Source organism: Candidatus Thiothrix phosphatis, from assembly GCF_035668035.1.
Lineage (GTDB): Bacteria > Pseudomonadota > Gammaproteobacteria > Thiotrichales > Thiotrichaceae > Thiothrix > Thiothrix phosphatis.
In genome coordinates, this window is the sequence record NZ_JAYMYJ010000073.1 from 1 (window position 1) to 14,089 (window position 14,089).

At 54.8% G+C, this 14,089-nt stretch carries 10 protein-coding genes and 1 pseudogene; 7 read left to right on the forward strand and 4 right to left on the reverse strand.

All coding sequences use genetic code 11. From position 1 onward, the window contains the following. The 4 genes and pseudogenes from VSS37_RS07810 to VSS37_RS07825 all read left to right on the forward strand — a co-directional run. Positions 1-1,811, forward strand: a pseudogene (locus tag VSS37_RS07810) (hypothetical protein); the annotation flags it as partial. Positions 1,812-1,871: 60 nt separating this feature from the next. Then, positions 1,872-3,920, forward strand: coding sequence for a hypothetical protein (locus VSS37_RS07815; protein WP_324694270.1), 2,049 nt, complete (start codon positions 1,872-1,874; stop codon positions 3,918-3,920). 92 nt (positions 3,921-4,012) lie between these two features. Next, positions 4,013-6,061 carry an Ig-like domain-containing protein gene (locus VSS37_RS07820; RefSeq protein WP_324694271.1) on the forward strand — a complete coding sequence of 683 codons (2,049 nt, stop codon included), beginning with the start codon at positions 4,013-4,015 and terminating at the stop codon, positions 6,059-6,061. Between the two features lie 338 nt (positions 6,062-6,399). Continuing rightward, complete coding sequence (locus VSS37_RS07825; RefSeq protein ID WP_324694272.1) at positions 6,400-6,930, forward strand: TlpA family protein disulfide reductase; 531 nt, start codon at positions 6,400-6,402, stop codon at positions 6,928-6,930. 89 nt (positions 6,931-7,019) lie between these two features. Here the strand turns inward: VSS37_RS07825 and VSS37_RS07830 are convergent, their stop codons facing one another. The 3 genes from VSS37_RS07830 to surE all read right to left on the reverse strand — a co-directional run bounded on the left by VSS37_RS07830 (position 7,020) and on the right by surE (position 9,260). Continuing rightward, positions 7,020-7,706: a LysM peptidoglycan-binding domain-containing protein gene (locus VSS37_RS07830; protein WP_324694274.1), complete on the reverse strand. Its 687-nt coding sequence runs from the start codon at positions 7,704-7,706 to the stop codon at positions 7,020-7,022. Between the two features lie 125 nt (positions 7,707-7,831). After that, positions 7,832-8,509 carry a protein-L-isoaspartate(D-aspartate) O-methyltransferase gene (locus VSS37_RS07835; RefSeq protein ID WP_375339131.1) on the reverse strand — a complete coding sequence of 226 codons (678 nt, stop codon included), beginning with the start codon at positions 8,507-8,509 and terminating at the stop codon, positions 7,832-7,834. Then, the gene (gene surE, locus VSS37_RS07840) at positions 8,496-9,260 is read right to left on the reverse strand and encodes a 5'/3'-nucleotidase SurE (protein ID WP_324694275.1); all 765 of its coding nucleotides are present in this window, start codon (positions 9,258-9,260) and stop codon (positions 8,496-8,498) included. The genes VSS37_RS07835 and surE overlap by 14 nt, the downstream gene beginning before the upstream one ends. Between surE and VSS37_RS07845 the strand changes: the two genes are divergently transcribed. The 3 genes from VSS37_RS07845 (at position 9,259) to VSS37_RS07855 (ending at position 12,374) form a co-directional block, all read left to right on the forward strand. Beyond that, entirely contained in the window at positions 9,259-9,783 is a 525-nt protein-coding gene (locus tag VSS37_RS07845) for a Smr/MutS family protein (protein ID WP_324694276.1), read from the forward strand. The genes surE and VSS37_RS07845 overlap by 2 nt on opposite strands. A 63-nt stretch (positions 9,784-9,846) precedes the next feature. Beyond that, a complete protein-coding gene (locus tag VSS37_RS07850; RefSeq protein WP_324694277.1) occupies positions 9,847-11,958 on the forward strand; it encodes a zinc-dependent metalloprotease in 2,112 nt (703 codons plus the stop codon). After that, entirely contained in the window at positions 11,955-12,374 is a 420-nt protein-coding gene (locus VSS37_RS07855) for a hypothetical protein (protein ID WP_324694278.1), read from the forward strand. Before VSS37_RS07850 ends, VSS37_RS07855 begins: the two co-directional genes overlap by 4 nt. A 4-nt stretch (positions 12,375-12,378) precedes the next feature. Here VSS37_RS07855 and VSS37_RS07860 read toward each other — a convergent pair whose 3' ends face one another. Beyond that, positions 12,379-13,995 (reverse strand): DUF4214 domain-containing protein, encoded by a 1,617-nt coding sequence (locus tag VSS37_RS07860; protein WP_324694279.1) that lies wholly within the window; start codon positions 13,993-13,995, stop codon positions 12,379-12,381. Positions 13,996-14,089: the final 94 nt, after the last annotated feature.

A 14,089-nucleotide genomic window follows, 5' to 3' on the forward strand; every position in this document is an offset into this window, starting at 1 on the left:
CTGACACCGATGGCGACGGCCTGCCGGACGGCACTGAAGTCAACACCACCAAGACCGACCCGCTCAAGCCCGACACCGACGGTGACGGCCTGCCGGACGGCACTGAAGTCAACACCACCAAGACTGACCCGCTCAAGCCTGACACCGATGGCGACGGCTTGAATGACGGCGTGGAGGTCAACACCACCAAGACCGACCCACTGAAAACCGACACCGATGGTGACGGCATTGACGACAAAACCGAAGTGGGGGCCAATCCAGCATCACCCACCGACACTGATGGCGACGGCAAGCCAAATGCGTTGGATACCGACGATGACAACGATGGTGTCTTGACCAAAAACGAAAACTACAACGGTGGCACGCCAGCCAATGACGACACCGATGCTGACGGCAAGCCCGACTATCTGGATACCGATGATGACGGGGATGGCAAGCTTTCAAAAAATGAGCGTAACGACCCGAATGGCGATGGCTCGCCAGCCGATGCGGTTGATGGCGACGGCGACGGCAAACCGGATTACCTCGACGCAAATGACACCGATGGCCCCCTCGGCGACCCAGATGGTGACGGCCTGACCAACCAGCAGGAAGCCACGCTGGGCACTAACCCCAGCAAAGCTGACACCGATGGCGATGGCCTGCCGGACGGTGTTGAGGTCAACACCACCAAAACCGACCCATTGAAAGCCGACACCGATGGGGATGGGGTCGACGACAAAACCGAAGTGGGTTCTGACCCTACGCATCCGTTGGATACGGATGGGGATGGCAAGCCAAACGCGCTGGATACCGATGATGACGGGGACGGCATCCTGACCAAAAACGAAGACATCAACAAGGATGGCAATCCAACCAACGATGACAGCGATAAAGATGGCACCCCCAACTACCTGGATACCGACGATGACGGCGATGGCGTCCCAACCAAAAATGAATCGCCTGACCCCAACGGCGACGGCTCTCCTGCTGATGCGTTGGATTCCGACATGGATGGCATCCCCGATTACCTGGACACAGTCGTCGATGCGGTGAAACTGCAGGTCAAAGTGTTGTTGCAAGGCGCTTACGACAGCACCAGCAAACAGATGCAGGATAGTCTGCGCAGTAAAGGGCTGATTCCGCTCAACCAGCCTTACAATATCGGCACCATCAAATATGCCGGTGCTGAAGTTGCAACTGCCTCCCTGTTCACCGCGACAGGGGCAGACGCCCCGGTTGACTGGGTGTTGGTTGAAGCCCGTGACGCCACGACGCCGACCACAATCAAGGCTCAAGTTGCCGCCTTGGTCCAACGTGACGGCGATGTCATGGATGCAGCGACTGGCAGCACTAGCCTGATGTTGAAAGGATTGGCACCCGGCAATTACTACGTATCAGTACGTCATCGCAACCATTTGGGCGTTATGACATCTGCTCCAGTCAGCATTGCCCCAACACCGGCAACATTGGTTGACTTTACCAAGCCGACCACGACTGTTTACGGCACGAACGCACGGATCAACGCCAACAGTGGGACGGTCTCCTTGTTGTGGGCGGGCAATGCCAATACCGATAACCGCGCCATCGCCAATGGGCCGACCAATGACACTGGCGTCATTCTGGGCGATGTCCTGCTGGCGAAAGACAACCTCTCGGTCAGCACCAACTACCGTTTGGCTGGTTATCAAGCCACGGACATCAACATGGACGGCATCACCATCTTTGCAGGCCCATCCAACGATGTGAACCTGCTGTTGGGTAACGTCCTGTTGCATCCAGGCAACAGCACCTTCAGCGCCAACTACATCATCAACCAGCAACTGCCTTGATGATGCAAGCCGGGGGGCGACGCAGCCTCCCGGCTTCCCTGTCTTGGAATGCAATAAAACATGAGCAGAAGAACCTTCACAACAATCCGGCAAACCGTTTTCACCGGCATGGCGTGCCTGTTCCTGTTGCAGGGAAGCCAGGCTGCCTATGCCGCTGCCGATGGCGTGGAGTACCGGGTTGCCTGGGATGGTGCCGACAAGCGTTATCATGTTTACATACGTCCAACCACGACTCCTGACCCCGATCTCAGCCTGACTGCCCAGCTCACCCTACGGGTCCCGCATGCGGGCGGCAGCGACAAATTTACTGCGGCAGACATACAATCCAAGGGCGGCACGCGCTGGAACTTGGGTTCCACCGTAAGCGCCCCCAGCGAGAACCCGGCATACGATTACCTGACGTTTGTCTACGACCCGATTGATGTCCACGCCTTTGCATTTAAGGCGGGCGAAGAACAGGAAGCCTTCAGCTTCCGGAATGGCGGCCCTTGTTTGGGTGATGTCGAATTGATGGACAATGCGACCGACCCGTTCAACCAACCGCCGCAAAATCCCGCCAACTCTGCGGGCACGAATCCCAATAACCAATTTGCCAGCGCAGGTTGGGGTTCCACTGATGACAACGATTATCTTGGCAATTACGGAGAAGCGGCGGCTTGTGGCACCAGCTGCGGCAACACCGTGCAGTCACCCATGGAAAATGGCGTTTATTACCGCGTCAAATGGCTCAGTAGTGACCAGCGCTACCATGTTTACATGTTCCCCGGCAGCCTTCCTAGCCCCAATCTCAGCCTGACCAGCCAAGTGACATTAAAAGCGCCACATGCCACCGATACTGCTGGCAGTTTTAAGGCGGCAAACATCCAGTCCGCCATTTCCGGCGTCATCTGGACTGAAAGCTCACGCATCAATGCACCAACAGAAGACACTACCGCCGACTACCTGTCCTTCACCATGAACCTGACCAACTCCCAGGCGTTCCAGTGGCAGAAAGGGCAGGAATTGGAGGTCTTCAGTTTCACCAATAGCGGTGCCTGCCTTGGCTCAGTGTCACTGATGGAGGAGAGCGACCCATTCAATGTCCAGCCAAACTCGATGGGCACCAATCCAGGCAACCAATATACCAACTTGGGCTGGGGCGCATCCGACGCCAACAATTATGCAGGCAATTATGGCTGTCCGGCTGTTTGCGCTGACCCCAACCAGGATTCTGACCATGACGGCCTGACGGATGGTAAGGAAAGCGAAATCGGCACTGACCCGCAAAACCCTGACACTGACAACGATAGCTTGCCGGATGGTGAAGAGCTTCAACGTGGGGCTAACCCACTGAAAGCTGATGTTGTGCGCCTGCAAGCCAAAGTCATGTTGCAAGGCGCTTATGACAGCAAGACCAAACTGATGCAGGACACTTTACGCAACAAGGCGTTGATTCCCGCCGAAGAACCTTATGGAATAAGCAAAAACGCCGCCAGCCATAGCGCAGCAAGCAGCCTTTTAGCGGCCAGCGGCAACGACGCCCCAGTGGACTGGGTAACGCTCGAACTGCGCGATCCTTCATCTCCTGTCACGATCAAAGCACAGCTGACAGGTTTGGTTCAGCGTGACGGGGATATAATGGATGCTCAATCGGGGGAAACGTCTTTCTTGCTGATCGGCATAATACCTGGTGATTATTACGTCGTAGTCAAACATCGTAATCATCTGGGAGCCATGACAGCCTCCACTGTCGCATTGGGGGGGGTGCCGGTCATGATTGATTTCAGCAAGGAAAATATGTCTGCCTATGGCAACTATGCCCGCACCAAACAGGATGGGGTCGCGTTGCTGTGGGCGGGCAATACCAATGCCGATAGCCAGATCATTGCGCAAGGCCCTGCAAATGATTCAGGCTCAATACTTAGCAAGGTTTTATTGACGCCGGGCAACAGCGCCTATACCACCAACTACAAATTGAATGGTTATCAGGCGACAGACACCAATATGGATGGCGTCACCATTTTTGCAGGGCCAAACAATGATGTGGATCTATTGCTGGGCAATGTCCTGCTGCATCCGGTCAATGGCACGTTCAGTTCAAACTACATCATCAGGCAACAGTTGCCTTGATATATATAAATAGGCATTAATCCAACAACAAACAGAGAGTCGGTAAAAAAATGAAAACAACAATCGGTCAAGCAGTTTCGAAGGGGGTAGTCTTGCTGGCATTGGCCCAGACAGGGCAAGCGCTCGCTGGCGTGAGTGGCGGTGTCGAATACCGGATCGGCTGGAGTTCTGCCGATAGCCGCTACCATGTTTACATGCGCCCAACCACTGCCCCCAGCCCTGACCTGAGCATGACCAGCCAGGTCACCCTGCGCGTGCCCCATGCCACTGGGGCAAACAAATTCACGGTCGCCGACATTCAGCCCAAAACCGGCACCAGTTGGTCATTAAGCTCCGAAGTCTATGGCCCTACTGAGGATCAGGCTGTTGACTACCTTTCCTTTACCATGACGCCCATTGACGTGCGTGCCTTCGCCTTCCAGGCAGGCATCGAGCAAGAGGCCTTCAGCTTCAAAAATACTGGCCCCTGCACTGGCAGCATTGAATTGATGGACAACGACAATGACCCGTTCAACCAACCGCCAGACGCGCCAAACAACTCTGTTGGCACGAATCCGGGCAACCAGTTCGCCAACGCAGGTTGGGGTGCCACTGATGACAATGACTACTTTGGCAACTACGGCGGCGCAGCCAGTTGCACGGCGGCCCCCACTAACACCGCTCCGTCTGCAAGCGCGGACACGGCCTCCACTACCCAGGACACGGCCGTCACCGTCGACGTGCTGGCCAATGACAGCGATGCGGATGGCGACACCCTAAGCATTGAAAGTTTCACCCAAGGCGGCCATGGAACAGTCACCGCAACAGGCGGCAAGCTAACTTATACGCCAAGTGCAGGCTTTACCGGCTCCGACAGCTTCACCTACACGGTTTCTGATGGCACCGACACAGCGACCAGCACGGTGCAAGTCCAAGTGGCGGCTGGCTCCACTCTGTCGGCGTCGAACGACACTTACACCATCGAAGCCAACAGCCCGGCCACTTCACTGGGCATTCTGGCCAATGATACGGTTCCTGCTGAAGGCACAACCATTAGTATTGCCACGGCACCTGCACACGGTAACGTGGAAGTCGTCGGCAATCATGTGGAATATACGCCGACTGCTGATTATGTGGGCCAAGACAGCTTCACCTATGCGGTTTCTGATGGAACCGACACAGCAAGCGCCACTGTCACCATGATCATGCAAGCGGCCAACAGCACGAACCATGCGCCAACGACGGTCAATGACAGCGCCACCACCTCAGCAGGCACGGCCGTTGAAATTAACGCCTTGGCCAATGACACCGATGCGGATGGCGACACATTAAGCATTGCCAGCGTCACTCAAGGTGCCCACGGCTCTGTCGCCACCGCAAACGGCAAGCTGACATACACACCCGCAGCTGGCTTCACTGGCTCTGACAGCTTCACCTATACCGTTTCTGATGGCACCGACACAGCAACCGGAACAGTACAAGTCCAGGTAGCGGCTGGCTCCAACATATCGGCGTCGAACGACACTTACACCATCGAAGCCAACAGTCCAGCCACTCCACTGGGCATTCTGGCCAATGATACGGTTCCTGCTGAAGGCACGACCATTAGTATTGTTACGGCACCTGCACACGGTAGCGTGGAAGTCCTCAGTAACCATGTGGAATATAAGCCGAATGCTGATTATGTGGGCCAAGACAGCTTCACCTATGCGGTTTCTGATGGAACCGACACAGCAACTGCCACCGTTGCAGTGACCGTGCAAGCAGCCAGCACGAACCATCCACCCACCACAACGATCAACAGTGCCACCACCGCAACAGGTGCGACGGTTGACATTGACATCCTGGGCAACGCCAGCGACCCCGATGGCGATACATTAAGCATTGCCAGCTTTACTCAAGGTGGCCATGGCGTTGTCACCAAAGTTGGCGGCAAATTGACTTATACGCCAAATGCTGGCTTCAGCGGCGCTGATAGTTTCACTTGCACCATTTCTGATGGTAAAGACACTTCCACCATAACCATTTCGGTTACAGTCCGAGCGGCCAGCACCAATGCTCCGAGCGTTGCAGTCCCTACCCTGACGCAGTGGGCGCAACTGCTGCTTACCTTGGTATTGGGCGCAGTAGGCTTGCGGCGGTATTCCCGCATGGGCAAATAATCAATTGAACTTATAATTATCTATTGTTAGCATCTTCAACCACCGGCTTGACAAATCTCAAGCCGGTGGTTGGAATTTTGTCGTACAAATACAACTTGCACGAAGAACTCTATAAGCATAGCCTTATGTGCTTGCTTTTCAATAGATGAGAGATTGATTGCCATGAAAACTGAAGCAGTATCATTGAACTTATTGATTTGTTCGATTGGTAAATTGAAACTGCAATTTCAGGGTATGCTTCCTACAATAAGGGTTGACCCTACCCTATAGATATAGTCGCCGAGCAAACAGAGCGATCCATCAAAGAGTGTGTTAAGTATTGAAGTTGAGGGTTTTACATGAAACTGATTAAACGGGCGCTTGCCCTTGCTGTATTTTTCCTGTTGTCCGCCACCGCCGTGGCAAATGAATCCCAACAGGTAGAGAATTTTACATTCAAAGACATTGACGGGAAAAACCACCAATTCTCCGAATATCGAGGGAAATGGGTAATTGTAAACTATTGGGCGACATACTGCGGCCCTTGCGTTGCCGAACTACCGGCGCTAAATAGCATCGCCAACCGTTTCAAAGACAAGGCGGTAGTGCTTGGCATGGAAGCTGGCGAAACTGAAGTTTCCGAATTGAAGCAATTCATCACCCAGAAAAAAATCAGCTATCCTGTGATACCAACACAGGACAGCACGATGTTTGCTTTGGGTTTGCTTTACGGCGTGCCCACCACCTTCATTGTCAATCCAGACGGCAAAATCGTTGGTAGCCACATGGGCGCGATAACCTCCACGATGCTGCAAAATTATTTGCGCACAGATGAACGTTCTTCTTTGGCTAAAGATAAGGACGAAAACTGTAATAGCGCTTTCTGTTGATTATTCTGCACATAAGATAGTCACTGCCCACAATAAAAAACCCGCTTAAGATAAAGCGGGTTTTTTTAGTCAACTGAAGCGCAATCTGCTTATTTCAGCTTGAGGGTTTGACCCGGCGCAAGTTTATAATCGGGTGCCTGTAGATTGTTCAAGCGAATAATGTCTTTCCAATAAACACCTGTATTACGCATTACCTGAAAAACCGTATCCCCCTTTTGGACAGTGTAGTAATTACTGGAGGACGTCACAGACCCCGGAGCCGTCGAACGGTATGTGGAACTGCTGGAAGTGGTGGTTTTAGGCGCGGTATAAGATGAATAACCGGAAGTTCCTGTCTTAGGTGAGGAATAGGCCGAATAGTCATAATTAGAGGCATATCCACTAGTGTTGCCTGCGCTGTAATCATAAGTCGTTGTCGCTGGCGTAGAGTTGTAACTATAAGTGGTGGCAGGCTGCTGGGGTACAGTATAGGCTGGCTGTGTATAATTATTGTAATTTTGGGGCGGCGCAACCGTAGCAACCGCACCACCACCTGCCGCCGCACCAATACAGCCATCACCATGGTCATGCGCCAAGCCTTGTGGTGGCAATACATGGGAATGCACCCGGCCGCAATGTGAATGCGTTACCGCCGCACGGTTCACCACCCCACCGCTGGCCTGAGTATTAGAGCCACTTCCATAATTATAACCGTTATAGTAGGGATTTGGCGTACAGGCCGCCACAGTCATGGCGAGCAGGGATGAGGCCGCCGCCAGTCTAATTTTTCTATCCATGATTTTTACACCTTAAGTTATGGGTTCAGGGATGTGAAGACACTCACAGATTTATTGGATACTTGCAAATATATACCAAATTTAAGAAAAAATTTCTCAATAATCAAATAACGTTCGTATTCATTCTATGGTTTATCGTTAACCATGGGCACAAATTGAACTGCCTCATACTCAACGGCCTTATAAACAGTTTCATTATGGCGGACAATGACCTGTAACACTTGAGAACCGCTTTGCTTGCCAATTGGAATCACCAGCCTGCCACCAACGGCAAGCTGTTCCAACAACGCGGGCGGCGCAACTTCTGGAGCCGCCGTGGCGATAATGGCATCAAAGGGAGCCTCCTGAGGCAATCCCCAACTGCCATCCCGGAGAAACATATGGATATTGCGGAACCCCAATGCATGCAATAATTCGTGCGTCGCCCGGAATAAAGGCTCGACCCGCTCAACGGTAAACACCCGTTCCACCAGTGGCGACAAAACAGCCGCCTGATACCCAGAACCGGTGCCGACTTCCAACACCTTATCGGGAGGCCTGTCCCCTTCCAGCAACAGTTCCGTCATCCTGGCCACAATATAGGGTTGGGAAATGGTTTGGCCATGCCCAATCGGCAAGGCGGTGTCCTCATAAGAACGGCTGGCCAACGCCTCATCGACGAACAGGTGCCTGGGCATCCGGCTCATTACCTGCAAGACAGCCTCATTACGGACGCCTTTCTCCATCAAACGCGCCACCAGACGGTTACGGGTGCGCTGGGAGGTCATCCCAATACCCTCAATGTCCAGTTTACGCAGCCCCATCGCCAGCCTCCAGCCAGCGCGCCGTTTCTTCCAGCGCCCGGTGACGGGTCAGGTCGGCGTGGATCGGGGTAATGGAGACGTAACCGGATTGTACGGCATGGAAATCCGTGCCCTCCCCCGCATCCGCCGCGTCACCGGCAGGGCCAATCCAGAAAATCTCCCTACCGCGCGGATCTTCCGCCCGGATGACCGGCTCGGAACGGTGGCGGCTGCCCAGGCGGGTCACCCGGAAACCGCGCAACTGCCCCCACGGCATATCCGGCACATTAACATTCAGTATCATACTGTTCTTATCCGGATAGGCAGGCACACGCGGCAACAAATATAAGACTGCCCGCACTGCCGTGTCATAGTGGGAGACATTCCCCCGCGTCAGTGACGCCAGTGAAACCGCCAGCGCCGGATAACCGAGGAAACGGCCTTCCATCGCCGCCGCCACCGTCCCCGAATACAACACGTCATCCCCCATATTGGCCCCGGCATTAATGCCAGAAATCACCATATCCGGATCATCGGCATACAATCCCAGGCCAAGATGCACACAATCCGTCGGGGTGCCATTGACGCTGTAGAAGCCCTCCGCATGCCGGGTGAGGCGGAGCGGATTACGCAAGGTCAGGGAGTTGCTGACTCCGCTGCAATCCTGATCAGGGGCAACTGTGATAACATTGCCAACCGTAGCTAGCGCCTCCCGCAGCCGGTTAATGCCGGGAGCGATGAAACCATCATCATTACTGAGCAGTATGTCCATGAGCGCTAAAGAGTTTTCCCTGTTCCGTGAATCCATGCAAGACGTGAAGCCGTTACGGCCCGCCAACCATGCGGTACATGATAGCGCAAAACCGCCAGCCATTCCCGTCAAGACCCTGGAGGATGAGCGCCAGGTGTTGAAAGACATGCTCTCAGACGAATATGACCCGGTGGAATTGCAGCCCGGCGACATGCTCAGTTATTACCGCCCGGGCCTGCAAAACCGCGTCATCCGCAAGCTGCGCACCGGCCAATACCGCATCGCCAGCGAACTGGACCTGCACGGGCTCAACGCCCGCGACGCCAAACAACAGCTCTTGCAGTTCCTGCATGACGCTCACCCCGGCCAGGGCGAATGCGTGCGCATCATCCACGGCAAAGGCAACCGTTCCAATTACAAAGGCCCCGTCATCAAAACCAAAATAAACAACTGGCTGCGCCAACATGACCGAATCCTGGCGTTCCATTCCGTCCGCCCAGTTGATGGGGGAACAGGCGCAATTTATGTGCTGTTACGTCGATAAATTGAATCTGATGCTATATCATGCAGTCCAATTTATATCCAGATCATTACGGGAATGGACTTTATGAAGCGAATGGCTATCTCACTAGCCCTTATGTTGGCCGCCAATGCAAACGCCGATGACACCCCTTGGCGGGACATCCAGGCTCGCGGAGCGACGACCGGCGAAGCAGCCGCCCTGAAAGAATACCGCCTACTCAGCCTGGACGAAGCGCAACTGAAAACCCAATTGCTGCAAATGCCAACCGCCGCCAGCGCCACAGACGCACAGGCGCGCGCATCCGCGCAGACGTTCAGCATTCCGTTGCCCAATGGCGGCTTTGTTGAAGTCACCGCAACGCCAACAGAAGTCCTTGCACCGGAAATTGCCGCTGACCACCCCGACATCCAAACCTGGAAACTCTTGGGTGTGGATGGGTCTGCCATCAGCGGCGTGGCGGACTTCACCTCCCGCGGCTTCCACGCCATGCTGGACATGGCCAACGGCGACACCCTGTTCATTGACCCTCAGGAAAACAGCGGCACCAGGCAATACCTCAGCTTCACCAAAAACGCCAATTGGGAAGCCTTCCGCCAGAGTGGATGGTCATGCCCCGTACATGGCGGCAGCGCCCTCAAATCTTTCCGGACACTGCCGTCAGGGGTGGCTGCCCGCACCGCCGCCAAAGCTGGCGACACCCTGCATACCTACCGGCTGGCGATTGCCGCCACGGGCGAATACACGCAGTTCTATAAGGGGCAGAGCGCCGCTTACGCCTCCCTGGTTTCCGCCGTCAACCGCATCAACCAGATTTACGAACGGGATCTCTCCATCCACCTAAGTTTGGCCAGCAACACCAACACTGTTTACACCAGCGCCTCCAGCGACCCTTACACGATGGGAAGAAGCTCGGACATCACCCCTTTGTTGGCTCAGAACCAGAGTAATCTTGATCAGGTAATCGGCAACTCCAACTACGATGTTGGCCATGTTGTCACCACCGATGGTGGCGGTTTGGCCGAAGTCGGCGTGATCTGCAATGCGTCGCTCAAGGCGCAAGGCGCAACCGGCCTGTCAAACCCCAGCGGCGACGCCTTTGTGGTTGATTATCTGGCCCATGAACTTGGCCATGAGTTTGGCGCGACACATACCTTCAACAGCCAGTTGGGAGCCTGTGCAGGCAGCAACCGGCAACCTTCCGCCGCCTTCGAACCTGGCAGCGGCAGTACGATCATGGCTTATACTGGCCTGTGCGGCAGCGACAACCTCCAGGAAAACAGCGACACCATGATGCATTCCGCCTCCATCAGCCAGATCATCGATTACGCGTTCAATGATGATGGGGCCAGTTGCGCAACCAGCAGCAGCCTCTCCAACAGCACGCCCACCGCCAACGCCGGATCAGACTACACCATTCCGGCCCGGACGCCTTTCATCCTCAGCGGCTCTGGCTCGGACACCAATGGCGACAGCCTGTCTTATTCCTGGGAGCAGGTGGATGCTGGCTCCGCCTCCTACGTCAATGTCGACCTGGGGAACAACGCACTGATCCGCACCCACTTGCCAACAACGACCCCCAACCGCACCATCCCGCAGATGTCGGATCTAATGGGGCATGTGCAGTCAACAGGCGAATATCTGCCGGTCACCAGCCGCACCCTGAACTTCCGCTTGCAGGTGAGGGATGGCCGTGGCGGCACCAGTTACGATGACATGCGGCTAACCGTCAAGGATACCGGCAGCAGTTTCGCCGTCACCTCCCCCACCGCCACCTCATTCGTTGCAGGCAGCCCGTTGGCAGTGAGCTGGGATGTTGCGGGAACCAACCAATCTCCGGTCAATTGCAGCACAGTGGACATTGCGGTCACGACTGATAATGGCAGTTCTTTCACCGATTTGCTGACAGGGACGCCGAACGATGGGGGAGCCAACGTCACCCTTCCCAGCAAGCTAGGCTCCAGCAATTACATCCGGGTCAAGTGCAGCAACAACCTATTCTTCGCCATGTCCGCCACTGCACCGGCCGTCGCCAGCCCCACCAACACCATTGCGGCGGACAATAGCAGCGATGACACAACATCCAACTCCGTCCGCTACATCAGCGGCGGAGGCGGCGGCTCTGCGCCTGTGGAATGGATAGCCGTTGGAGGGCTGTATGTGCTGTTGCGGCGTTTACATAAAGGAACTTCAAGATGAAGGCATTTACAGCACTGTTATGTGCAGGCGGCCTGCTGGGTTGCCATGACCCTATCGCCCCGGACTCCGGCAATGGTGCTGGCGGTGTGCACATCCCTTCTGCCCGGGAAATTGCCACAGGAAAGGATCAATACTTCGCTGAACAACTACCGATCCTGCAAGCCCGCAACCCTGAAGCGGAAGCCCGCTCCGCCATCCAGCAAGGTGAACGTTATTTCTTATGTGGGGCAGGTCGCGGCAATACACTGCCAGGCGTTGCAGCGGAAGTTTCCGCACAAATGCGCAACAAATGCCCCGTCCGTTGTCTGGACGGGGTCACCGATGCGTTATATGGGGAAAATCACCGCCGCTACCTGACCGCAGCGCTGGATTATTCGGCGCGCTGGAACAAAGCAATGCTGGAGGCCTGCCGCTGAAGCGTCAGGCCAGCCAAAAGCCGTCATCAATCACGGCGGCGAGGGCGGTCTTGTTTTCCGTGCTTTCACTGAAGGAAAACAAGATCTCCTGAGCTGTCACACCGTGCTGCATACTGTCTTGCCAATAGGACATGCCTGCCTGATCAGGGGCGCGCTCCAGCACATTATGGTACAAACCATTAATAAAGGCGGTGTCACTGTCCGCCGGATACAGTTTCATGAACTCCGCCGACTGGGTGAAGCCATTGGCGATGTCCACCAAACTGACCCCTGACACATACTCATTCACCCAATATTGTAGGCCTCCCCTATCCGGGGCGCGGTCAAACGCAGCTTCATACAGACGGTAGACTTGGCGCGCCTGTTCGCTATCGAAAAAGGACTTGTCCAAAAACTCGATGCTTTCCATCCCAACCAGGCTGTCATTGCCCGCAACCCCCTGACCCAAGGAAGCCACAAGCCAGCCGGAGCTGTTTTTAACCAGGGAATAATTATTTGCCGAATCCGCGTACACCGCGACATCATAGCCAGCATCGCCGTAGAGGCTGTCATTGCCCGCCCCACCTTCCAGACGGTCATTCCCGGCACCACCATGCAACGCATTGGCGGCGGCGTTGCCGATCAGCACATCATTGCCCGCTCCGCCCAGCGCATTTTCTATGGTCACGCCATACGCAATCGCCAAGTTGTCCTTGCCCATATACAGACGGCCATCGCTGGCGAAGCTGTCAACCTGTTGTTCAATCCAACTGGCCGGATAATTGGAGTATTTCGCAATCAGCTCCTGCTTCAAGGCCGCAACGGAAATCTGGCCAATCGAGGAAAACGCCCCCTCATTAAGATTGATGATGCTGGAGGACTGGTTGGAGGCATCAATCGTATCGGTTCCGCCTGCGTCCCAAATGGTTGTCAGAAAGGCTTCGCCCGCTGCCCAAGAATATACATTATCACCAGTCCTGGTCGTCATTTCTGCGCCATAAATTGCCTGGGCAGCCAGAATATCCAATAACATCGGCCCATCCGGATTCACCAGCACAGCCTGAGACGTCAAATATTGATCAGACGGATTTATGAAGAAATCCAGTTTGTAACAACCTGCCTGCCCGTTATAGGACATGATGGTATGGCGAATATCATCCAGCCCTGTCGGCAACAAAGCAGTATTGGCGCTGGTGGGCTGATGCGGGTGTTTCAGGCCCAGCACATGACCCAGTTCATGCACCATCGTGCCAAAATCATAGCCGCCATCTGTGAATGAACTGTTTTTCAGCGCCTCATCCAACCACACATCGCCCGCTATCGTCGCCACAACTTCGGGGTAATAGGCATGCCCAGCCTCTTCAGCGCCCGCGTCAGTAAAGGCGACCCGGACTTGCCCGGTGGCGATTGGCTCCTGAACTTCACGGAAATCCAGATCAATGACATCATCCCAAGCGGCGATGGCGGCACGAAAACGATCCGCCTGTTCTGTGGACAAAACGCCATAACCGCTGCTCTCAGGTTCGCCCCGGTAAGCCCAGGCGCTACCTACTGTAGGAATGCTGTAAGTGAGCAGGTTTCCTTCCCATGAAAACCCGCTCTTCAATGCATCAGCAAGAAGTGCTTTGTTTTCGGCCGACATATCATTAGCCCATACCCATAAGTGAATTGAATAATTTAATCATACAATCATGACCACGGGTTTCAAGATAAATTCACCCATGAGTGTGACACCC

Bases quoted from the DNA above. Each gene is read 5' to 3' on its own strand.
- VSS37_RS07815 (WP_324694270.1), top strand. From the start codon at position 1,872: ATGAGCAGAAGAACCTTCACAACAATCCGGCAAACCGTTTTCACCGGC.
- VSS37_RS07825 (WP_324694272.1), top strand. From the start codon at position 6,400: ATGAAACTGATTAAACGGGCGCTTGCCCTTGCTGTATTTTTCCTGTTG.
- VSS37_RS07830 (WP_324694274.1), bottom strand. From the start codon at position 7,706: ATGGATAGAAAAATTAGACTGGCGGCGGCCTCATCCCTGCTCGCCATG.
- VSS37_RS07835 (WP_375339131.1), bottom strand. From the start codon at position 8,509: ATGGGGCTGCGTAAACTGGACATTGAGGGTATTGGGATGACCTCCCAG.
- VSS37_RS07845 (WP_324694276.1), top strand. From the start codon at position 9,259: ATGAGCGCTAAAGAGTTTTCCCTGTTCCGTGAATCCATGCAAGACGTG.
- surE (WP_324694275.1), bottom strand. From the start codon at position 9,260: ATGGACATACTGCTCAGTAATGATGATGGTTTCATCGCTCCCGGCATT.
- VSS37_RS07850 (WP_324694277.1), top strand. From the start codon at position 9,847: ATGAAGCGAATGGCTATCTCACTAGCCCTTATGTTGGCCGCCAATGCA.
- VSS37_RS07855 (WP_324694278.1), top strand. From the start codon at position 11,955: ATGAAGGCATTTACAGCACTGTTATGTGCAGGCGGCCTGCTGGGTTGC.
- VSS37_RS07860 (WP_324694279.1), bottom strand. From the start codon at position 13,995: ATGTCGGCCGAAAACAAAGCACTTCTTGCTGATGCATTGAAGAGCGGG.